21 protein-coding genes and 1 pseudogene are annotated in these 22,203 nt (G+C 56.7%); 15 read left to right on the forward strand and 7 right to left on the reverse strand.

Going from position 1 to position 22,203, the window contains the following annotated elements; translation table 11 throughout:
- Positions 1-201: 201 nt before the first annotated feature.
- The 9 genes from ABLV30_RS22670 (at position 202) to ABLV30_RS22710 (ending at position 7,955) form a co-directional block, all read left to right on the forward strand.
- Complete coding sequence (locus ABLV30_RS22670; protein ID WP_057173722.1) at positions 202-1,596, forward strand: cytochrome c peroxidase; 1,395 nt, start codon at positions 202-204, stop codon at positions 1,594-1,596.
- Positions 1,597-1,603: 7 nt separating this feature from the next.
- The gene (gene ccmA, locus ABLV30_RS22675) at positions 1,604-2,245 is read left to right on the forward strand and encodes a cytochrome c biogenesis heme-transporting ATPase CcmA (protein ID WP_122117152.1); all 642 of its coding nucleotides are present in this window, start codon (positions 1,604-1,606) and stop codon (positions 2,243-2,245) included.
- Entirely contained in the window at positions 2,245-2,901 is a 657-nt protein-coding gene (gene ccmB, locus ABLV30_RS22680; RefSeq protein ID WP_086074038.1) for a heme exporter protein CcmB, read from the forward strand. Before ccmA ends, ccmB begins: the two co-directional genes overlap by 1 nt.
- 97 nt (positions 2,902-2,998) lie before the next feature.
- Complete coding sequence (locus tag ABLV30_RS22685) at positions 2,999-3,736, forward strand: heme ABC transporter permease (RefSeq protein ID WP_049083626.1); 738 nt, start codon at positions 2,999-3,001, stop codon at positions 3,734-3,736.
- The gene (ccmD, locus tag ABLV30_RS22690; protein ID WP_032750932.1) at positions 3,733-3,936 is read left to right on the forward strand and encodes a heme exporter protein CcmD; all 204 of its coding nucleotides are present in this window, start codon (positions 3,733-3,735) and stop codon (positions 3,934-3,936) included. Before ABLV30_RS22685 ends, ccmD begins: the two co-directional genes overlap by 4 nt.
- Positions 3,933-4,412, forward strand: coding sequence for a cytochrome c maturation protein CcmE (ccmE, locus tag ABLV30_RS22695; RefSeq protein ID WP_025107310.1), 480 nt, complete (start codon positions 3,933-3,935; stop codon positions 4,410-4,412). The genes ccmD and ccmE overlap by 4 nt, the downstream gene beginning before the upstream one ends.
- On the forward strand, positions 4,409-6,346 hold the full coding sequence (locus ABLV30_RS22700; protein ID WP_049083628.1) for a heme lyase CcmF/NrfE family subunit: 1,938 nt from the start codon (positions 4,409-4,411) through the stop codon (positions 6,344-6,346). Before ccmE ends, ABLV30_RS22700 begins: the two co-directional genes overlap by 4 nt.
- The gene (gene dsbE, locus ABLV30_RS22705; RefSeq protein ID WP_014226473.1) at positions 6,343-6,900 is read left to right on the forward strand and encodes a thiol:disulfide interchange protein DsbE; all 558 of its coding nucleotides are present in this window, start codon (positions 6,343-6,345) and stop codon (positions 6,898-6,900) included. Before ABLV30_RS22700 ends, dsbE begins: the two co-directional genes overlap by 4 nt.
- On the forward strand, positions 6,897-7,955 hold the full coding sequence (locus ABLV30_RS22710) for a cytochrome c-type biogenesis protein CcmH (protein ID WP_014226472.1): 1,059 nt from the start codon (positions 6,897-6,899) through the stop codon (positions 7,953-7,955). The genes dsbE and ABLV30_RS22710 overlap by 4 nt, the downstream gene beginning before the upstream one ends.
- Here ABLV30_RS22710 and ABLV30_RS22715 read toward each other — a convergent pair.
- The 7 genes from ABLV30_RS22715 to speB are packed head-to-tail and all read right to left on the reverse strand — an operon-like array spanning position 7,952 to position 14,875.
- Entirely contained in the window at positions 7,952-8,884 is a 933-nt protein-coding gene (locus tag ABLV30_RS22715) for a glyoxylate/hydroxypyruvate reductase A (RefSeq protein WP_049083636.1), read from the reverse strand. The two genes, ABLV30_RS22710 and ABLV30_RS22715, sit on opposite strands and share 4 nt — an antisense overlap.
- Positions 8,885-8,889: 5 nt before the next feature.
- Entirely contained in the window at positions 8,890-9,618 is a 729-nt protein-coding gene (locus tag ABLV30_RS22720; RefSeq protein WP_004853394.1) for a class II aldolase/adducin family protein, read from the reverse strand.
- The gene (locus ABLV30_RS22725) at positions 9,619-11,139 is read right to left on the reverse strand and encodes an amino acid ABC transporter permease/ATP-binding protein (RefSeq protein ID WP_161506273.1); all 1,521 of its coding nucleotides are present in this window, start codon (positions 11,137-11,139) and stop codon (positions 9,619-9,621) included. It lies immediately after the preceding gene.
- A 24-nt stretch (positions 11,140-11,163) separates the two neighbouring features.
- Positions 11,164-11,967 (reverse strand): ABC transporter substrate-binding protein, encoded by an 804-nt coding sequence (locus ABLV30_RS22730; RefSeq protein WP_009652546.1) that lies wholly within the window; start codon positions 11,965-11,967, stop codon positions 11,164-11,166.
- Positions 11,968-11,976: 9 nt separating this feature from the next.
- Positions 11,977-13,053, reverse strand: coding sequence for a 2-oxoglutarate and iron-dependent oxygenase domain-containing protein (locus ABLV30_RS22735; RefSeq protein ID WP_009652534.1), 1,077 nt, complete (start codon positions 13,051-13,053; stop codon positions 11,977-11,979).
- Between the two features lie 12 nt (positions 13,054-13,065).
- Positions 13,066-13,914: a TIM barrel protein gene (locus ABLV30_RS22740; RefSeq protein WP_014226467.1), complete on the reverse strand. Its 849-nt coding sequence runs from the start codon at positions 13,912-13,914 to the stop codon at positions 13,066-13,068.
- A gap of 10 nt (positions 13,915-13,924) precedes the next feature.
- Positions 13,925-14,875 (reverse strand): agmatinase, encoded by a 951-nt coding sequence (speB, locus tag ABLV30_RS22745; RefSeq protein WP_014226466.1) that lies wholly within the window; start codon positions 14,873-14,875, stop codon positions 13,925-13,927.
- 116 nt (positions 14,876-14,991) lie between these two features.
- Here speB and ABLV30_RS22750 point away from each other — a divergent pair, with 116 nt between their 5' ends.
- The 6 genes and pseudogenes from ABLV30_RS22750 (at position 14,992) to ABLV30_RS22775 (ending at position 21,565) form a co-directional block, all read left to right on the forward strand.
- Entirely contained in the window at positions 14,992-15,903 is a 912-nt protein-coding gene (locus tag ABLV30_RS22750) for a LysR family transcriptional regulator (RefSeq protein WP_004135102.1), read from the forward strand.
- Between the two features lie 296 nt (positions 15,904-16,199).
- Positions 16,200-16,604, forward strand: a complete 405-nt coding sequence (locus ABLV30_RS22755; RefSeq protein ID WP_014226465.1) for a hypothetical protein — start codon at positions 16,200-16,202, stop codon at positions 16,602-16,604.
- Positions 16,601-18,364, forward strand: a complete 1,764-nt coding sequence (locus tag ABLV30_RS22760; RefSeq protein WP_348865677.1) for a cell envelope biogenesis protein TolA — start codon at positions 16,601-16,603, stop codon at positions 18,362-18,364. Before ABLV30_RS22755 ends, ABLV30_RS22760 begins: the two co-directional genes overlap by 4 nt.
- A gap of 841 nt (positions 18,365-19,205) precedes the next feature.
- A pseudogene (locus ABLV30_RS22765) lies at positions 19,206-19,292 on the forward strand (type VI secretion system contractile sheath small subunit); the annotation flags it as partial.
- 117 nt (positions 19,293-19,409) lie between these two features.
- On the forward strand, positions 19,410-20,984 hold the full coding sequence (gene tssA, locus ABLV30_RS22770; protein ID WP_265800413.1) for a type VI secretion system protein TssA: 1,575 nt from the start codon (positions 19,410-19,412) through the stop codon (positions 20,982-20,984).
- Between the two features lie 101 nt (positions 20,985-21,085).
- A complete protein-coding gene (locus ABLV30_RS22775; protein WP_014226459.1) occupies positions 21,086-21,565 on the forward strand; it encodes a hypothetical protein in 480 nt (159 codons plus the stop codon).
- The last annotated feature ends 638 nt before the right edge of the window (positions 21,566-22,203 follow it).

The raw sequence follows: 22,203 nt of genomic DNA on the forward strand, positions 1-22,203 counted from the left end.
GGGAGTGAGGTTTTTAGCCGCCGCGCGCAGCGCAGAATAATATAGTGATGATAGGGTGTGGTTATTATATCTATAGGCCCTGCCTGTCATCGGCTTTGACGCTAATCAATATCCACGGCGCCGTCACCGCTATGATGTTACGTGAAACTATAAATATAAAACGTCATTATCTCAGCTGCAATGCCTCAAAGGAATGATCTTATGAAGAAAATTGCGACCATTACAGCCTCGGTCATTACCGCAGGCGTGTTATGTTATTTAGGGTTGTCAGGCTATATCTGGTATTACGACAGTCAGCGTATTAAAAAAAACGACGTCCGGCTCTCGGCGGTTGCCGAGAATAATAAAGTCCTCTCTTTTTTTAATGAAAAAGGTTGCGACTATTGCCACACGCCCTCGGCGGAGTTGCCCTTTTACGCCGCTTTTCCCGTTGCCAAACAGCTGATGGATTATGACGTACAGCTGGGATACAAATCCTTTAACCTTCAATCCGTGCGTACGTCACTGATTGACGATAAACCCGTTTCACAAAGTGGATTAAACAAGATTGAGTGGGTTATGCAGCATCAAACGATGCCGCCTACGCGATACGTCGCGCTGCACTGGGCCGGCGGCGTTAGCGACAGCGAACGTATTGAGATACTCAACTGGATTAAGCACCAGCGCGAGCGCTACTATGCCAGCGCTGATACCGCCGCGAAGCATCGCAATGAACCTCTCCAGCCGATCCCTAAAAAGCTGCCCGTTGATGAGCGGAAAGCTGCGCTGGGTTTTCGTCTTTATCACGACGCGCGAATGTCCGGGGATAGCACCATTTCTTGCGCACACTGCCATGCGTTAAACGCGGGCGGGGTCGATGGCAGAAAAACGTCTATCGGCGTGGGGGGCGCTGTTGGGCCAATTAACGCGCCAACGGTGTTTAACGCCGTCTTTAATATTGAGCAATTCTGGGACGGACGGGCATCAACGCTGCAAGAACAGGCCGGTGGCCCGCCGTTAAACCCCATTGAGATGGCATCAAAATCCTGGGGAGACATTATTAATAAACTGGATAAAGATCCCGTATTGAAAAAGGATTTTTTAGCCGTTTATCCGCAAGGTTTTAGCGGTGAGCGCATCACTGACGCTATCGCTGAATTTGAAAAAACATTAATTACCCCCGACGCGCCATTTGATAATTGGCTGCGCGGTGATGAAGACGCGCTGACCGCGCAACAAAAACATGGCTATCAGCTATTTAAAGATAATAAATGTGCTACCTGTCACGGCGGTATTATTCTCGGCGGCCGCTCTTTTGAACCGCTGGGGCTGAAGCGTGATTTTAATTTTGGTGAAATCACGGCTGCTGATATTGGCCGAATGAATGTGACGAAAGAGGTACGGGATAAATTACGCCAAAAAGTGCCGGGGCTACGCAACGTGGCGCTCACCGCGCCCTATTTTCATCGCGGTGATGTTCCGACGCTTGATGGCGCAGTAAAACTGATGCTGCGCTATCAGGTCGGTACGGATTTAGCGCAAAAAGATATCGATGATATTGTCGCTTTTCTGCATAGCCTGACCGGTGTTTATACGCCGTATCAGCCGGGGCAATAACGGGATGATGAGCGAAAGTTCCCGGAGCTGGCTCAGGGCCATTAAACTGCACTGCGAACGCGATGGTCGGACGCTGCTGAAAGATTTTTCATTCAGCGTTTCGGCGGGCGATTGGGTGCAGATAGCCGGAGGCAACGGTGCGGGGAAAACCACTCTCCTGCGCCTGCTTACCGGGCTGGCCCGCGCTGATGCCGGAGAAATCTACTGGCAAGGGCGCCCTCTGCATCGCGTGCGCGATAGCTACCAGCAAAACCTGCTGTGGATTGGCCATAAGCCGGGAATCAAAGCCAGGCTGACCGCCATGGAAAACCTGCGCTTTCTCCATCAACACGATGATATCGCCCAGTGCCGGGAGGCCCTTAAGCAGGCCGGGCTTGCCGGCTTCGACGATATTCCTGTTAACCAGCTCTCCGCCGGTCAGCAGCAGCGCGTGGCGCTGTCGCGCCTCTGGCTGACCCGCGCCCGCCTGTGGATCCTCGACGAACCTTTTACCGCCGTCGATACGGAGGGCGTCGAACGCCTGATTCAGCGCATGGCGCAGCACACGGAGCAAGGCGGCATCGTCATTTTCACTGCCCATCAATCAATTAGCGCGGCATCCGACAGGATTCGACGCATTGCGCTGTGCGGCGAGAGGGCGGAACCGTGATGTGGCGGATTTTTTGCCTTGAACTGCGGGTCGCGTTTCGCCATCGCGCGGAAATCGCCAATCCGCTGTGGTTTTTTCTGATTGTCATTACGCTGTTTCCGCTTGCCGTTGGTCCGGAGCCGCAGCTGCTGGCGCGGCTGACGCCCGGCATTATTTGGGTCGCTGCGCTGCTCTCCTCGCTGCTGGCGCTCGAGCGCTTGTTTCGCGACGACTTACAGGACGGCAGCCTTGAACAGCTGATGCTGCTGCCTTTACCGCTGCCGGCGGTGGTCGTGGCTAAAGTGATGGCTCACTGGGTGGTCACCGGTGTGCCCCTGCTGATCCTGTCGCCGCTGGTGGCTCTGCTGCTGGGCATGGACGTCTATGGCTGGAAAATTATGGCGCTGACCCTGCTATTAGGGACGCCGACGCTGGGGTTCCTCGGCGCGCCGGGCGTGGGGCTCACCGTCGGACTTAAGCGCGGCGGCGCGCTGTTAAGCATTCTGGTTCTGCCGCTGACTATTCCCTTACTTATTTTTGCTACCGCCGCGATGGATGCGGCCTCCATGCATCTGCCCGTGGCGGGGTATATGGCGATACTGGGCGCGCTGCTGGCGGGCAGCGCAACGTTAAGCCCCTTTGCGACGGCGGCGGCGCTACGCGTCAGTCTGCACTAGCGCGGTTTTTGATGGATGACGCTTATCAGGTTTGCGGCGCCGGGGATCCAGGCCCGGGCTTATCAATGGATTTATCTTTATTTCTGGTGACTGAAATATGAGGAAAACAGGGATTCAACTGACGAATCCGCCGCGGTTTTATCAGCTCTGCGGCAGGGTCGCTCCGTGGCTGGGCGGCGCCAGCGCGCTGGTACTGATCGCAGGCTGGGTCTGGGGATTTGGCTTTGCGCCCGCGGACTATCAGCAGGGCGAGAGCTATCGCATTATCTATCTGCATGTTCCGGCGGCAATGTGGTCTATGGGCATTTATGCCCTGATGGCGGCCGCGGCGTTCATCGGCGTGGTCTGGCAGATGAAAATGGCCAATCTGGCGCTGGCGGCGATGGCGCCCGTGGGGGCGGTGTTTACTTTTGTGGCGCTGGTGACCGGTTCCGCGTGGGGTAAGCCAATGTGGGGAACCTGGTGGGTTTGGGATGCCAGATTAACCTCTGAGCTGGTGCTGCTGTTTCTCTACGTCGGCGCGATAGCGCTGTGGCACGCTTTTGACGATCGCCGTCTGGCCGGGCGCGCGGCGGCTATTCTGGTGCTGATTGGCGTGGTGAATTTACCGATCGTTCACTACTCGGTTGAGTGGTGGAACACCCTGCATCAGGGCTCAACGAATATGCAGCAAAGCATCGCCCCGGCGATGCGCGCGCCGCTGCGGCTGGCGATTATCGGCTACCTGCTGCTGTTTATCACGCTGGCGCTAATGCGCATGCGGAATCTGATTTTGCTCATGGAAAAACGTCGCCCGTGGGTCAGTGAACTGATTTTAAAAAGAGGTCGTCGATGAGCAGCGCATTTACAAGCTGGAGTGATTTCCTGGCCATGGGCGGCTATGCCTTTTACGTCTGGCTGGCGGTGGCGTTGACCATTCTCCCGCTGGCGGCGCTGGTCGCGCACAGCGCGATCCTGCATCGTGTCATTCTGCGCGATATCGCCCGGCAGCGCGCCCGTGAAGCCCGCAGGCGCGCGGCGCGGGAGGCGATATGAATATTCGCCGCAAAAACCGCCTGTGGGTCGCCCTCGCGGTGATCGCCGGGCTAACGCTGACCACCGCGCTGGTGCTCTATGCGCTGCGTTCCAGTATCGACCTGTTCTATACGCCTGGCGAAATCCTCTACGGCAAGCGCGAAACGCAGCAGCGGCCCGAGCGGGGTCAGCGTCTGCGCGTCGGCGGGATGGTCGCGCCCGGCAGCGTGAAGCGGGATGCGAATTCGCTGCAGGTGAGTTTTAGCATCTATGACGCCGAAGGTTCGGTGGACGTCAGCTACGAAGGCATTCTGCCGGACCTGTTCCGCGAAGGGCAGGGCGTGGTGGTTCAGGGCGAGCTTGATGCGCACAACCGGATACAGGCGAAAGAAGTGCTCGCCAAACACGATGAGAACTACACTCCGCCAGACGTGGAAAAAGCGATGGAGAGCAACCATCGTCGCCCGGATAGCGCCTACAGGGACACATCCTTATGATGCCTGAAGTCGGCAACGGGCTGCTGTGCCTGGCGCTTGGCGTCGCGCTACTGCTTTCCGTCTATCCGCTGTGGGGCGCGGCGCGGGGGGACAGGCGAATGATGGCCTCTTCCCGGGTATTTGCCGTTCTGCTGTTCATCCTCATTATGGGCGCCTTTATGGTGCTGATTAACGCCTTCATTACCAACGATTTTACGTTGAGCTACGTGGCCAGTAACGCCAATACTCAGCTGCCGGTCCGGTACCGCGTGGCCGCAGCCTGGGGCGCACATGAAGGTTCGCTGCTGCTATGGGTGCTGCTGATGAGCGGCTGGACAGTGGCGGTAGCGCTGCGCAGCAGGCGAATGCCGCTTGATATTGTCGCCCGGGTGCTGGCGGTGATGGGAACGATCAGCGTTGGCTTTCTGCTGTTTATTCTGTTCACCTCCAACCCGTTTGCCCGTACGCTGCCGGAATTTGCCATTGAAGGGCGCGACCTGAACCCGCTGTTGCAGGACCCCGGGCTCATTTTCCATCCGCCGCTGCTGTATATGGGCTATGTGGGCTTCTCGGTGAGTTTTGCCCTGGCGATAGCCGCGCTGTTGAGCGGGCGGCTGGATAGCACCTTTGCGCGCTTCTCTCGCCCGTGGACGCTGGCGGCGTGGGCCTTCCTGACGCTCGGTATTGTGCTGGGCTCCGCGTGGGCTTACTACGAGCTCGGATGGGGAGGCTGGTGGTTCTGGGATCCGGTGGAAAACGCGTCGCTGATGCCATGGCTGGCCGGCACCGCGCTGCTGCATTCGTTGGCGGTCACTGAACAGCGCGCCAGCTTCAAGGCGTGGACGCTTCTGCTCGCTATCTGCGCATTTTCGCTCTGTCTGCTGGGGACCTTTCTGGTGCGTTCCGGCGTGCTGGTCTCGGTTCACGCTTTTACCTCCGACCCGGCGCGCGGCATGTTTATTCTAGCCTTTATGGTGCTGGTCATTGGCGGCTCTTTACTGCTGTTCGCCATGCGTGGCTATAAAGTCCGCTCTCGGGTAAATAATGCGCTCTGGTCGCGCGAGTCGCTGCTGCTCGGCAACAACGTTCTGCTGATGGCCGCTATGCTCACGGTGCTGCTGGGTACGCTGCTGCCGCTGGTGCATAAACAGCTGGGCCTCGGCAGTATTTCGATTGGCGAGCCGTTCTTTAATACGATGTTTAGCTGGCTGATGGCGCCGTTTGCGCTCCTGATGGGCATCGGCCCGCTGGTGCGCTGGGGGCGCGATCGCCCGCGTAAGCTCAGGGGGCTGCTGGTTATTGCCTGCGCAAGCACGCTGGCGCTGTCGCTTCTGTTGCCGTGGTGGTTGGGCGATAAGATTGTCGCCATGACGGTGGTCGGGCTGGCGATGGCCTGTTGGGTCTTTGTGCTGGCGGGAGTAGAGATCGCTTTGCGGGTTTCACGCGGCGCCAGGATGACCCTCAGCTACTGGGGAATGGTCGCAGGCCACCTCGGGCTGGCGGTCACCCTCGTGGGTATCGCCTTTAGTCAAAATTACAGCGTGGAGCGCGACGTGCGCATGCGGGTGGGCGACAGCGTCGATGTCCATGAATATCGCTTTTCTTTCCGTGAGGTCAAAGAGGCGATCGGCCCAAATTATCGCTCCGCCGTCGCGGTGATTGGCGTCATGCGACGCGGCGAACCGCAGGCGATACTGAATGCGGAAAAGCGCTTTTACCACAGCAGCAGCGCCATGATGACCGAAGCGGCGGTTGACGGCGGATTTACCCGCGATCTCTATGCCGCGCTGGGCGAAGAGCTGGGCAACGGCGCCTGGGCTGTACGCCTTTATTATAAACCGTTCGTACGCTGGATTTGGGCCGGGGGAGTGCTGATGGCGCTGGGCGGGCTGTTGTGCCTGTGCGATCCGCGCTATCGCCCGCGCCGCGGATATCCTGGCGCGGAGGCCAGATGAAGCGCTGTACGTTGTTGATGCCGCTGGTCATTTTTATGGCTATCGCGATGCTGCTGCTGTGGCAGCTGGCGCGTAATGTGGAAGGGGACGATCCCAATAGCCTGGAGTCGGCGCTGATCGGAAAACCGGTACCGATTTTCCGTCTTGAGGCGCTGGAAGATCCCGGGCAGTATTTTCAGTCGGATGCGCTGGCGCAGGGCAAACCGCTGCTGCTTAACGTCTGGGCGACCTGGTGCCCGACCTGTCGCGCAGAGCATCAGTATTTGAATCAGCTTTCCGCGCGGGGGATCCGCGTGGTGGGTCTGAACTACAAAGACGATCGGCAGAAAGCAATTGGCTGGCTGAACACGCTGGGCAATCCCTACGCGCTGAGCCTGTTTGACGGCGACGGGATGCTCGGGCTGGATCTCGGAGTCTACGGCGCGCCGGAGACGTTTTTGATCGATGGACAGGGGATCATTCGCTACCGCCACGCGGGGGATCTTAACGATCGGGTGTGGGAGCGCGAATTCAGGCCGCTGTGGGAGAAGTTTAGCCGGGAGGCTGCGCCATGAGATTATTACTGAGCGCGCTGATGCTGCTGCTTTGCGCAAACGCGCTGGCCGCTATTGATGTCATGCCGTTTAAGGACGAGGAGCAGGAACAGCGGTTTCGCCTGCTCACGGAGCAGCTTCGGTGCCCGAAATGCCAGAACAATAGCATTGCGGATTCCAGTTCCGCGATCGCGGCCGACCTGCGGCAGAAAGTTTTTACGCTTATGCAGGAAGGAAAAAGCGACAGCGATATTGTGGACTACATGGTGGCGCGCTACGGCAACTTCGTTACCTACGATCCGCCATTAACCCCGCTGACGATGCTGCTGTGGGTCGTGCCGGCCGCAGCGATCGCCATGGGCGGTTGGGCTATAGTGGCCCGCTCCCGCCGCCGCGTCAGGCCAGGGCAGGAGACGTTTTCTGACGGCCGGGCGCCGGAGGATAAATCCGCCGGGCCGTGGATTTTTATACCTGGCGCGGCGCTTGCGCTGGCGGTAGGCGCGGTCAGCTATAGCCAGACCGGCCACTATCAGCAGGTGCAACGCTGGCAGCAGGCGGTGGCTCAGACGCCGGCTCTGTTGGCGCGGGTGCAGGATCCAAAGGCGCAGCCGCTTGATGAAGACGAGCTGCGGCGTCTGGCCCTTGGGCTACGCACGACGCTGTGGCAAAATCCGGACGCTTCTATTGAGGATTGGCTTATGCTCGGGCGTCTCGGCAGGGTCCTGGACAACGCCGCTATGGCGACTCAAGCCTATGCTCGCGCTTACGCGCTGGCTCCGGATAACGATAGTGCGGCATTTGGCTATGCGGAGGCGCTGCTGCGGGTATCTGACCCGCGGGGCGGTGCGCTGGTGCGCCAGCTGATGGAGGGCCAGCGCGTTAACGACCGCCTGCTTAATCTGTATGCGCTCAGTGCATCAGAGCAGGCGCATTTCAGCGAGGCGCTGACGGCGTGGCGGTTGCTGCTAAAACGATTACCGCCGGACGATACGCACCGGGCGGTCATTGAGCATCATATCAACCAGACGGAGCAACGGTTAACCCACGGACATCCCGCCGTTGACGCGCAAGGTTAATAACCGCTCCGTTTGTTCACCAGGTTTTTCAGCGGCAGCGCCTGCTGCTGCCGCCGGATGTTGTCCAGCAGCTGGCGGGCAATCACCTCCGTCTGCGCGATGGAGGCCATATGCGGCGTGATCGCCACCTGCGGGTGTTGCCACAGCGGGTCCTCCTGGGGCAGGGGCTCGACGGGGAAGACGTCCAGCACCGCGCCGGACAGCTTGCCGCTATCCAGCGCCTCGAGCACGTCCTGATTCACCATATGCTCGCCGCGGCCGCAGTTAATCAGCGACGCGCCGTCGGGCAGCTGCTGCAGTAAAGGATGGGCGAGGATACCTCGCGTCTCCCCGGTTAACGGCAGGACGTTGATCAGCGCATCCAGCTGGCCAAGGAATTCGCCAGCCTGCGTCTCTCCGTGGTAGCAGCGCACGCCGGCAAGGGATTTTTCGCTACGCGCCCAGCCGGAAACCCGATACCCCAGCGCGGCCAGCTGCGAGGCGATATAGCCGCCAATTTCGCCGAGGCCCATGACGCCAACGTGATAATCGGCCGCCGCTCGCTGCGGATACATCTTCCAGACGCGCTCGCGCTGGTGGGCCAGCGCCCGGTCAAAGCGACGCTGAAACCACAGTACGCCCCACAGCGCGTATTCAAACATACCGTGACGAAAATCTTCATCCACCACCCGGCAGAGCGGAACGTCGCTGGCGAAAACGCTGGCGGGCAAATGGTCTACGCCGGCAGACGCGGCCTGGATCAGCTTCAGCTGAGGCGAGCGCGCCAGCAGCTGCGGGTCGGGAAACCAGCAGCAGGCGTATTGCGCCTCGCGGGCGGCGGGGTCCTCGGGCAGAACCGCTTTCACTTCCGGGAATAGCGCGAACGCGGCGCAAATCTCCCGGGTGTACTGAGGATCGTTACAATCCACGACGATGGTGAACTGAGTCATAGGCATTAGCTCTTATAAGAAGTATCAAGACGGTCCAGGCGCCGCAGCCACGCCTGCCACACCAGCTGGCGTTCATGTTCAACCCCCATCAGCTGCTCACAGGCGTGCCGGCTCAGCGGTTCAGGTATCGTATGGATGGGGCCGAGCGGCGCCAGCTGCGCGGCGGCCATCTGGATCTCGCAGGCGCGGTTCAGGTAGTACATGATGTAAAACGCATCGGCGACGGTGCGCCCGACCGACAGCAGCCCGTGGCTTTGCAGGATCAGGGCGATGTTCTCGCCGAGCGAGCGCTGGATCCGCACGCGTTCATCGAGATCGAATGCGACGCCTTCATAAGGATGGTAGCCGACGCGTTGATAAAATTCGGTGCTGATTTGGTTAAGCTGCAGCAGCCCGTCTGCGCAGGCGGCAACGGCCATCCCCGGCAGCGTGTGGGTGTGGATCACGCAGTGGGCGTCTTCCCGGGCCATATGGACCGCGCTATGAATGGTAAATCCCGCCGAGTTTGCCGGGGCGCTGCCCTCGACGACCTTACCCTGCATATCGACCACGATTAAGTTGCTGGCGGTGACTTCGTCAAACATCATGCCAAAGGGGTTAATCAAAAACCGCGGCTCGCCGTCACCGGGCAGGCGCACGGAGAAGTGGGTATACAGCGTGTCTTCCCAGCCGAAGAGCGCCGCCAGACGATAGGCGGCGGCCAGCTGCTGGCGTAGTTCCCGTTCAGTTGCCATTTATTGCACTCCCATAAATTCACGAATGCGGGTGAGGGACGGATCGGCGGCATCGCTGCGAATGCGCTGCGGCGGCATATCGCTCTGCACGACGCCGTTTTCCATCATCACCACCCGGTCAGAAATTGATAAGGCGAAGTCCATCTCGTGGGTCACGATAATCATCGTCATGCCTTCGCGGGCGAGGGACTGAATGACCTTCAGCACTTCGCCAACCAGTTCAGGGTCCAGCGCCGACGTGGGTTCATCAAACAGCATGATGTCCGGTTTCAGCGCCAGGGCGCGGGCGATGGCCACGCGCTGCTGCTGGCCGCCGGAGAGTTGATACGGGTACTTTTCGGCGTGCGCCAGCAGACCGACGCTATCCAGCAGCCACAGCGCCTGCTCTCTGGCGGCGGCGCGGTCGAGCAGCTTGTGATAGAGCGGGGCGAGCATCACGTTATCCAGCACCGTGCGGTGGGGAAACAGGTTGAAGCCCTGGAACACCATGCCGATGCGGCGTACGCCCGCGCGCATTTGCTGTTTATCAACAATGGAGGCGCCCTTCAGGTAATCCTCGCCGTAAAGAATGATCTCGCCGCCGTCGATGCTTTCAAGGGCGTTAATGGTGCGGATCAGGGTGGTTTTGCCGGAGCCGGACGGGCCGATGATACTGATTACCTCGCCGTTTTCCACTTTCAGGTCGATGCCTTTCAGTACGTGGTGCTGGCCCCAGGATTTTTCGATGGCGTGCAGATCCAGCGCCGGCGGGTTGCCGCTGGCGGCCTGCGCTTTTTGCGTCTGTACCGGCGGCTTCAGGTTCTGGCGCAGGGTTTCGCATTCACGCTCGTTGAGCGTTTGCGGGCGCTTACGCTGAATATCCAGCAGGTTTTCCAGCGCCCGGAACAGCCAGCTAAACACCGTGACGACCATAACGTAGTAAATGGCGACCGCCAGCAGCGTCTCCATGACGAGAAAATTCTGCGCGTACAGGCGCTGGCCGGTCAGCAGCAGCTCCGGCAGCGAAATAACCGACAGAATCGAGCTGAGCTTGATGATGGTGATGTATTCGTTAATCAGCGTGGGCAGGGAAATACGAAACGCCTGCGGGATAATAATTAAGCGCTGAATCCCGATAAAGCTAAAGCTTAAGGCATGCCCGGCTTCGCTTTGCCCCCTGGCGACCGAAAGCAGGCCGCCGCGATGGATTTCCGCCATGTAGGCCGCTTCGGTCACCGTCATCGAGACCAGCCCCGCAATAAACGGAACGCCGAGCAGCGGTTGGGTGGCCGGAAACAGCTGCGGCAGGTTATAGACAAAGACCAGCAGGACCATCAGCGGTACGCTGCGGAAAAACCAAATATAGAGTTCGACGGGAACCTTCAGCCAGCGCGGGCCGGAGAGCTTCGCGCAGGCTAAAAGAAAACCTAATATCAGGCCAATAAACCAGGACAATGAACTGACGACAACCACGGTGACACACGCCTGCCAGAATGCCCCAACGCTAAATAATGAAAAAAAGTATCCCCAATCGAACTCCATACCGACTCCCGTTTAATTATTGTATTAATTGATGCTTTCTAAGTTGTATTTCTTGATGATGGCGTCATATTTGCCGTTGGCTTTAAGGGTGGCTAACGTTGATTTAATGGCCTCGGCCAGCTCGGTGTTGCCTTTGGCGACGTAAATTCCCAGCGGCAGCGGATAGACCAGGCGGTTCGAGCTAATGGCCAGGCGGCCGCGGCTTTTCTCGACGATAATTTGCGCCGCCGGGGCGATTTCTAACTGGGCGTTGATATTTTTCGACAGCAGGGCCTGGGAGGCTTCCGGCGCGGTCGGGAATTCCTGAATACTAATGGCCGGTTTGCCGTTTTTCAGGCAGTACTCGTCGGAGTGCGTTTTCAGGCTGGAAACCCAGGCGGTACCCGCCTGCAGACCAACCTTCACGCCGCACAGTTCGTCTTCCGTTTTTGGCTGAATGGCGCTGCTTTTCAGCGCAATAATGGACGCGCCGGACAGGGCGTAAGGGATGGCGTCCGCCTGCTTCTGGCGCTCGGGCGTCACGTACATCCCGGAGATCACCGCATCGTATTTTTTACCGATACCTAAGATCAGGCTGGTGAATTTCGTGTCGATAAGCTGCGGTTTTGCCTTCAGCTGTTCGGCGATCAGCGCCGCGAACTCCGGGTCGATGCCGACAATATTGTTATTGCTGTCATAGGATTCAAAAGGCGGATAGGTCACTTCCATCCCGACTTTAAAGACGCCCTCGGTCAGCAGCTCAGCGGCCTGAGCCAGCGGTGAAAAACAAGCGGTGACGGCGATGGATAAAGCCACACGGCGCGAGAGTTTTTTTAGCGTTTTGTTCATCATTTATCCTCACGGGTTATTTACGGTTTTTTGCTGTGCTTGTTTTTTCAGATGGCCAAAGGTGTTAGTGCCGCGGGCGCGTTCGGGGAGCTGGAGCTCGCCTCGGGTGACTTTCTCGCGCAGGTAGCGATAGGTCTGTAACGCCTGGCTCCACATATGCTCACCAATGCTCAGTTCTTGATATTCGCTGGCTTCGCCTGCCTCAAGGAAGCCCGGCAGCGGGCGAATCAGCGTGTGGTAGTCGCAGGCGAAAAACAGCGGGAAGGAGTAGCGTTCCTGCGGCACCTTGCGTACGCGGTGTGCGGTTGCAACAAATGTGCCAGCGCTCAGGACTTCCAGCATGTCGCCGATATTAATCACGAAAGCCTCTTCTCCGGTCGCGTTCTTCAGCGGCGGGGCGTCGATCCAGTCGCTATCTTCATTCAGAACTTCAAGACCCGGCTGGTCGGCGAGCAGCAGGGTGAAGCATTCATAGTCGGTGTGTGCACCAATACCGGGAACATCTTCGGCGCTGGCGTCAAAGGGGTAGTGGATCAGACGCAGCTTTGACGGCGGGCAGGTAACCATCGACCTGAAATAGCCCTCCGGCAGGCCAAGGGCGAGAGCGAAGGCGTCAAACAGGCGATGCCCAAGGGCGAAGACCGCGTCATAGTAGGCCAGCACGCGGGATTGAAATTCCGGCACGTCAGGCCACTCGTTGGCGCCAATCAGCGGCGTTTTCGCCACGACGAACGGGTGGTCGTCGGCGGCCTGAAAGCCGATATCAAACGCCTCTTTGTGATCCGGCTTGCCGGAGCCGTAAATCTCTTCCCCTTCGGGAACGTAGCCCTTATGGCTTTTCGACTGTCCGATGTAGTACGCCATCTTGCGCTCCATCGGCAGGGCGAAAATCTCTTTGGCCGCCGCGCGGATCCCGGCAATCAGTTCAGGCGCGATGCCGTGGCCGGTAACGTAGAAAAAGCCGACTTCGCGGGCCGCCTGGCCGATGGCGTCGGCCACCGCCTGGCGTCGGACGAGATCGTCGCAGGCCAGGTCGCTGATATCGATGGTCGGTAATTCAGTAAACGAACTTTTTGCAGCGGTCATTTCTTCCGTTCCTTATTCAGTTTGCGAGGTGAATTCAACAAAATGCTGCTGTTCACGCTGGGCCATCCAGGCGTTCAGCGACCACAGGTCGGCGACCGGAACGTTGGTAAACGGCAGGTGATGCAGGTAGCCATCGGGGCCAAATTCCGGCGTAAGCGTGGTGTGCTGGTAGCCGCGCCGGCGCTGCGATTGCCAGATCTGTTCCCAGAAGCGCTGCTGAAACCGCAGGGCCGCCCGATATTCCGGCGCGGCGGGGTGCGGCACCTGCGGCCCCTGGTCGTACCCGGCGCGGGCCTGAATATGGTGGACCCGTTCGATAAAGGCGCTGAAGTCATCGCAGGGGTCATCCAGCAGGCGTTCGCTTACCACGATCCAGTGGCTGATATCGGCGGTAAAGCGCAGCTGCGGCAGCTGTTGAATTATCTCCAGCGTCAGCCACGGGCTATACAGCGACGTGGCGCGATGGGTTTCAAAGCTGCAGAACAGCTCATATTCGGCGGCGAGCTCATGCGCTTTGCCGAGAAAATCCACCTGCTGCGCCAGCGGCCAGCGGTCGTTACCGGCCAGCAGATTGACGAAGCGCGGATTAAGCGCTTTTGCCGCCGCAAAACGTTCTTTTAAGCGCTCCAGATGCTGCGCGGGCGTCTCGGCCTGGGCCGGAATAACGCCGCCGCCGCTGAACACAATGGCGATATACTCAAGCGCGGACGCTTCGATGCGTTGGGCCAGCGTCCGCTGCTCTTCTGGCGTCAGCGGAACCCGCGCTTCAATGCCGCAGCAGCCGACACTCCGGAGTTCGCTGACCGTTTGCTGCCACGGGGTGGTGACGCCCCACAGCGTGCGAAAGACGTTAAGCTGCATGGTTTTTCCTCTATGGATATTTCACGCCCGGGAGAACGCAGAGCATTTCATACAGCAGGTTGGCGGCCAACTGGGACGTGTTGCCGCTGACGTCATAGGGGGGCGAGACCTCGACCAGGTCGCAGCCAATCAGGTTCAGGCCGCGGCAGCCGCGCACGATTTCCAGCGCCTGAATCGATGTCAGTCCGCCCACTTCCGGGGTTCCGGTGCCGGGGGCCCAGATCGGGTCGAGGCTATCAATATCGAAGCTGAGATAAACCGGGCCAGCCCCCATTTGCTGGCGCACTTCGGCCATTAGCGGGGTCAAAGATTTGTGCCAGCACTGCTCGGCCTGAACCAGACGAAAACCGCGATCGACGCCCCACTGGAAGTCACCTGCGGCGTAGCCCTGCGCGCGCTGGCCAATCTGCACGACGCGTTTAAGATCCAGCAGCCCCTCTTCGACGGCGCGGCGGAAGGTGGTGCCGTGGGCAATCTTTTCGCCGAACATCTCATCGTTGGTATCGGTGTGGGCATCGACGTGAATCAGCCCAACCGGACCGTGCTTTTTGGTCAGCGCGCGCAGGATCGGCAGGGTAATGGTGTGATCGCCCCCCAGCGTCAGGGGGATAAGCGGAAAACTATTTAAACCGGTGTAGTAATCCTCGATAATCTGCACCGATTTGAGCAGGTTGTAGGTATTGATAGGTACATCACCGATATCTGCCACCGACAGTGAATCAAAAGGCGCGGCGCCGGTGGCCATGTTGTACGGGCGAATCATTACCGATTCGGTACGAATATAGCGCGGTCCGTAGCGCGTTCCGGAACGCTGTGAGGTTCCGATATCCAGCGGGATGCCGACAAACGCTGCATCAAGTCCCTGTAAATCTTCGATAAATGGCAGGCGCATCATCGTGGCGCGGCCACCAAAACGCGGCATCTCGTTGCCACCCTGCGGTTGATGAAAGACGTTATCCATTTCAGCTCCTGAATCTGACAAACAAAACTCAACAGCAGGGATAGTGCGAAAGATGTGCTGGACTTTAAATCGTCTGCCGCAAATACTTAGTTCATTTATTAGTGAACTAAGACGCCATGCTTAACGACGCGACGCTTAACATTCGACAGCTCCAGGTTTTTGAGGCGGTGGCCCGTCTTGAGAGCTATGGCCGGGCCCAGCAGGAGCTGGGGATTTCCGTTTCCGCGATCAGCAATGCGATGTCGCAGCTGGAAGGCCAGCTTGGCTTTAGCCTGTGTCAGCGCGGGCGCGGCGGCTTTGCGTTGACCGAAAAAGGGCAGCATTTTTTACAGCAGGCGATCCGCGTGCTGAGCGAACTGAATGAACTGGAGCGCCAGTCGGCGCTGCTGAAAGGCGAGCATAGCGGCACGATTTGTATCTCAACGCTTGATTCCATCGAGACGGAAACCGCGCTGTCGCTGCCGGTCGTGCTGCGCAGCTTTAGCGATAAGTTTCCTAATGTGCATATCAAGCTGATTATCCGTACCCCGGCGGAACAGCTTAACGGCGTATTGAATAACCATATCGATCTCGCCATCGGCAGCTACAACTCGCGGGTGCATAACATCATCAGCGAACCGCTCTATCGCGAGCAGCACTGGCTCTACTGCAGCGACCTGCATCCCATGTTCTTCAGTCGACAGCTCGATAAAGAGCTGATCAGCCAGTGTCCGCTGGTGACGCGCAGCTACTGGAATACCAGCGATCTGCGGCGGCGCGGGTTCAGCAAGGGCAGCGCGACCGTTGAAACCGTCGATGCGCAGCTGCTGCTCATCCTCTCCGGGAAATACATCGGCTACCTTCCCGAGCACTACGCCTGGCCGTGGATTAAGGAGAATCGCCTGCGCGTACTGCTGCCCAATGAGTTTGGCTTTCAATCTCCCTTCTCGGCGATATGTAAGCGCGGGCGCAGCAACGAACCCTACCTGAAGGAGTTTCGCAATCTACTCAAGAAGAATACGGTGGCCAGACCGAAGTGGAGCGAATGAGATTCGTATTGAATGAGTAACAGCTTATGCCTGATTAGAATTGTAAAAAGACCGCTCAATATCAGGCATATAAAAGGTAATGTGCCATTAATCATATGTGGCTAAGAAAAAGCTTAGATAAAAATATCGTCCTGCACCTGGATAATTCCCATTCCCGACCTGGTTAAAAAATGACCTTTTTGTGTGTTTTTTCTGAATTAATGTTAAATCCAACGCCTGACGTTGTTTGTTAAAATTTTTTCTGCTGCAATCGACAAATATATTTTTGACGTATTTTTTTTCTAATGGATGGGAAGATGATAAGAAATAGCTTATTGGCATTGGTGTGCATTTCTGTAGGTTTATTACAGGGGTGTACTAATGGTAAAAAACCGCAGAGCGCACTCATAAAAAAAGATGTCATTCAAAATGAACAGCCCGCGCAGGTTCCTGCTTTACAGCAGTGTATCCAGGATGCCGACGCTTTAGTTAAGCTCGATAAAAAGTTTCAGCAGGACTCAAACGAGCTATATGGTTTAATCAATGACGCTAAGTTTTATGCTTCTGTTTCAGACCAAACCTCCGCCAGCGTAAAATCAACGATTACACCGCTTTTTGAATACAAGATAAACGATAAGTGTAATAGCATTTCGCAGAAATTAATTAAAGAGTTTGAAAGCCGGGCAAGAAAAGCTGAACTCAAGGATGGGCTGGCCAGATGATGGACGCTAAGGGGAAACTGAATATATGCAATCTACGAGGTCCTGCGATTGTATTTGCTCTTTTTACCCTTATTGTTGTGTTTCCTGCTCGTGCTGAGCCGGGAGACTTCCTTGATAATATATCGAAACTCGAAATAAACAATCCGCCGGCCTCAGGCGCCGCCAGCGGGGAGTCGGTCTCGTCTAAGCAAAATAACGATAGCCCTGATAAAAAAACGCCTCAGAAGCAGGACGTCGTCAGAAAAAAAAGTCATCAGAATAAAACAGAGAGTACGATTAACGCTCTGCGGAAACAGAATGCGGAGCTGAGCGCTGCCGCCAAAGCGGCGGAGAAAAAGCACGCTGAAACGACGCGCGAACTGTCGGCGCAGATCGCCGCGCTGAAGGCTCAGAGTGAACAGCGTGTACAGAAAGAGAGCGGCGAAACTACCGCCGTGAGCGCGCTGAGCAAAAAGAACGCCGAGCTGGCCGCCGCTGCCGAAGCGGCGCAGAAAAAACTGGATGAGACCACCCGCTCGCTGACGGCGCAGATCGCCGCATTGACGGCACAGCGTGCACAGAACGAAAGCGGGCAGACCACCGCGCTTGATGCGCTGAGCAAAAAGAACGCCGAGCTGGCCGCCGCTGTCGAAGCGGCGCAGAAAAAACTGGATGAGGCCACCCGCACGCTGTCGGTGCAGATTGCCGCGCTGAAAACGCAGAAGGAGCAGAGTGAGAACCTGCAGAAATCGACGATCGATACGCTGACGGGAAAGAATCTGGAACTGCGCGCCGCTGCCGAATCTGCACAGAAAAAGCAGGATGAGACCTCCCGTGCGCTGTCGGCGCAGATTGCCGCGCTGAACAAGCAGCGTGCGGAGAGTGAAGAGCAGCAGAAAACCGCGCTTGATGCGCTGACCAAAAAGAACGCCGAGCTGGCCGCTGCCGCCGAAGCGGCGCAGAAAAAGCAGGATGAGACCACCCGTGCGCTGTCGGCGCAGATTGCCGCGCTGAACAAGCAGCGCGCGGAAAGAGAAGGCCAGCAGAAAACCGCGCTTGATGCGCTGACCAAAAAGAACGCCGAGCTGGCCGCCGCCGCCGCAACCGCGCAGAAAGAATATGATGTTTCAGTCGCTGCTTTAAACGATAAAAATAAAAAATTACAGTCTACGCTCGATAGCCTGGCTATCAAGCAAAGTGATTTAAGCCTTGCGGATAAAAGTCATAAAAATGCCTATGCGCTCGGCGTTTTCTACCTTACCCAGGCGCTATCCGATGTGAATAAAATGGCCGACAATAATGTCAAGCTGGCGCCTTCAGCGTTGGTTTCCGGGTTTAACGACGCTTATAATAAAAAACTCAAAATTAAAGAAAATGAAATAGAAAGTATCGTTAACATGCTTAACGAACAACTATCGTCTAAGTACGTCGATATTGAAAAAAGAATCATGGCTAAAATCAAAAACAAGAAATATGAGATTTTGCCTAATGGTGTCTATTTTGTGGTTGATAAAAAAGGAAAGGAGTCGTACAAGTCGAATGAGACTTTGTCTATGAATATCCTTGAGAAGAAGCTTGATGGTACGCCGATACTCAATACGATGAATTCAAAGATGGTTTACGATAAGCAAATCGATCCGCTAATGGCCAAAGTACTATCATCCGGATTAAAAGGCGGAACGGTCACGCTATATGGACAGGCCGGCTCGCTGTATAGCAGCACGCCAGCGGACCTGAACCCGGATACCTTAATCTCCATTACCTTCGAACTCATTCCCTGAGCGATCGATAGCGGCTCCCCGCCGACTTGCGTATCCGCAAAGCCATCGCCCGCATACCAGGGGGGGGGCAGTCAGATGTCCGGGACGGACATCATGGCTGCAACTATCGCCTGGCGGGCAGAATATTGCCCATCGCGCTTTCAACCGATCGCTTCCGGCAGCAGCCAATCCAGCTGCATGAGGTTTGACTCAAAGGCGGTGACGCCCGAGGCCTCCCCCGGCGTAATGCGCCGCTTCGTCATACGGGGCGAGGTGTGAAAAGCAGCATATTACCATTCTCAACGAGTATGAAGACGTAACTGCGATCCTGTCCCTTTCCCAATGAATCCCGAATTGATATCTGCCGGATATTATTTGTGAATTTTATATTAATCTTGCCAGTCATTAATTATAACCATATTAATACCCAGAGCTGGGCGGCTTACAGCCTGTAAACCATAAAAAAATAATTTATTTCACACTTCGCCATTCGCGATTTTTTCAGTGTCAGGAGTGATCTTTATTTCCGCTGCACATTGATTTGCATCAATCAACTCTGTCTATTCAGATATGAATTTAATTCATATTCCTCTGCCAGGTATACACTCAGCCTTTATTGTAAGCAAAAGGTTGTTATTACATACCGGCTTTGTTTGTCTGATGCGTTTCATTTTTACATTTGCCTTAAGATGTCTGAGGAAAGTCTTATAATGGACTTTGGGGCCGGCAGGTTGATATTTTTTGGCGCTTTGCTCTACTATATCCTGGTCATCACACGCCGTTATCTTTAACACATTATTCCTCACGGGAAGGGACCCCTATGGCTGATACGTTCCAGAATGAGGTGCCCAGGGCACGCATTTTCAGAAAAGAGTTCGAAAAAATCCTGAAAGACCCGGCGCTGACGCAGGAATTACGCGACGAAATCAGCGCGCTGGCCCCGAAATAAACGGCGTGCGTTATTTAATGGATTAACCGGGAATATGCTGGACGCGCAGGTGGCTGATTCCGTGGCCCGAATGGCGCTGGCAGCCGGCCCCGCGCTGACCGGAGAGGAGATGTACTGATGGCCAATGTTTATACTCTGATTTCAGTCTGTCAGGCCGCTGCTGATGCGCTGGCGGTACAAACGCAACAACGTCTGCTGTTGTGGAATAACTGGCTGCAGCCGCTGTCAGCCGATAAACCCGCGGGGGACGATCCCGGCTACGATGATGATTTCCAGCAGATGCGCGAAGAGGTGAACAAGATCACCGGTGCGGATAGCGATCTGATTTGTAGGTTGGCCGAAAAACTGCTCACCACCGTGACCAAAGATATTCGCGTTGCCTCATATTACGCGTGGGCGCGGCTGCACCGGGATGGCGAAAGCGGTCTGGCGGACGGACTGGAACTGCTGGCCGGGCTGATGCAGGGTTTTGGCGAGCAGCTGCACCCGCTGCGGGAGCGCAGCCGAAGGGCCGCATTTGACTGGCTCGCCGGACAGCGGATGCTTGACAGCCTGTCGCTGTACCCCGAGGCCGGCAGTACTGATGCCTTGCGTATCAGCGGCGCATTATTGCTGATGGAGCAGGCGCAGGAGGGGACTGTCCCCGATGCGCTGTGCGGCGTCCTCGAGACCCGTCTGTTGAAGTCGGGCGGGCCGGATGCCGTCGTGCCGCAGAATGTCAGCGATGTTTCGCCCTCTCAGGCAAACAACTATACGCCGGCGCTGAGCCCTATCACCTCCGGCCAGGAACTGCTGACGCAGGCGCGTATCCTGGCGAAATATCTCGGTGACCAGCCGGAGGGCTGGCTGGCCGCTCACCATCTGATGAAAAGCATCCGCCACGACACGCTATATCAGCTGCCGCCGCTATCAGCAGAAGGCAGAACCCGTATTGAACCGCCGAAGCCGGACCAGCGGGCATTGCTGAAGCGGTTGTATCTCCAGCAGAGTTGGACAGAACTGCTGGAACAGGCTGACGGGATGTTTTCTCGTGGCGCGAATCATCTGTGGCTGGACCTGCAGTGGTATATCCACCAGGCTCTGCTGAAGGCAGGGCGGGAAGCGGAAGCCGCTATTATTCAGAACGACCTGAAAGGGCTGCTGTCCCGGCTGACGGGGCTGGAAGGACTGGCATTTAACGACGGCACGCCGTTTGCCGATGAGGTCACGCTGAACTGGATACAACAGCAGGTGCTGGAGAACGCCGCAGGCTGGCGGGATGATACTGCCGCCAGCGCCGCTACCGCATCCGGCGATGACGATATTCTGCTGCTGGAGCCGGAGGCCCTCGCTGTTGCCGACAGCGACGGCCCGGAGGCGGCGCTGGCCTGGCTGCAGAACCGCCCGGGTATCACCAGCGTGCGCAGCCGCTGGCTGCTGCGCCTGCTGATGGCGCGTATTGCCGAGCAGACCGGCAAAAATGAGCTGGCGCAACACCTGCTGGCGGAACTGGGCGCGGATGCTGCCGGAATTCCGCTGGCACAATGGGAGACAGGTCTGCTGTTCGAAGTCAAAGCCCGCCACCTCAGGCTGCTACGCATGAAGGCCGGGCGCAGTGAAACCGACAAAAACCGCCTGCAGTCTGCTATGGACCGCCTGCTTGCCGAGCTGATTGCCATCGATCCCGCCCGCGCCGTAGTGCTGTGCGCTTAATCTGTTTACGAAAAATAAGGTGGCGGGAGCGGCGATGAAAAAAAGAGAATGCCGCTCAGCGCATATCTCACAACGTATTAAAAGTTAACGGGGGCGATAAAGTGTCGGCCAGAGAACGTTTTTTTAAGAAAGTGCAGCAGAACTCCGATAGCATACCGCCCGGCAATAAATCCGCTGAGGCGGAAATTCAGGCATTCCGCCGCCGGATGGATGCGCTGGTGCAGCAAATCAGCCAGTGGTTTGCGGGTTCCGGCATTGAGATCATTCTATCAACAAAGCATATCCATGATCTGAGCACGATCGGCTATAGCCTGAACAGCGGTATATGCCGTTATGACATCACCACAATCCGGCTCCAGAACGGCGATCGTCACGTCAGCATAGTACCTGAACAGCTCTGTCGAGGTGTGGAAACGGGCTGCATGACAATGCGGGTTAATGCCCCCGGAATCACTCAGCTGTTTTACCTGAGCATGGCGCCGGAAACGGGCTGGTTTATCCGCCGTGAACATCAGAGCGAAAAAGAGAATGCCATCATGACGGAAGAGCTCTTTTTCCATGCCGTTGATTGCCTTGCCTGAATAGTCGCAGCGGTTTCTCATATTGTGCAGGCAACCGTTGCCTGACCCATTACAGATATTCGGGCTGTCTGCTCTGAAGGCTTCATGCTTGTGCTTTCAGCCGCAATGAGCCTCTTAATGAGTTTTACCATTTTAGGACCCGCGTTTTTTGGCTCTTTCTCCTGGAGCCCAAAAAGGCACCACAAGGCTGCGGTCCTCAGTCATTCCCGCCAGACCGATACAGACACAAAAAAGCCCGCAGGGCTTGCGCCGTGCGGGCTCTCAGGACTTCATCGGATGACTCTGGCTGGCGTCCTTGTAATTGGTGGGGGAGGTGGTTGAGTTTGTTGGGGATTTTGATTTTTTGCGGGGAAGGGAAGGCGCAAAAAGAGTGGCGATGATGTTGATATGTAAGGTTTTTTGTATGATTATGATTTTTAAAGAGTAAATGGTTAAAGATTTAGCGTGATGGGTGCCTTCGCAATAGTAACCGTTGGCTTGTAACTCATAACATATCTGACTATGCTTCAATTTTGACGGCTTTGTGCTAGTAGCATCATTTATTACAAATCTTCAATTCCCTTATATATAGCTCTCGACTAATAACCGCCGTAATTAATCCGCACTATTAATCAACCTGACTATTAAATTAATGTATT

It is taken from the genome of Klebsiella sp. CN_Kp113 (assembly GCF_040064585.1).
GTDB lineage: Bacteria > Pseudomonadota > Gammaproteobacteria > Enterobacterales > Enterobacteriaceae > Klebsiella > Klebsiella michiganensis.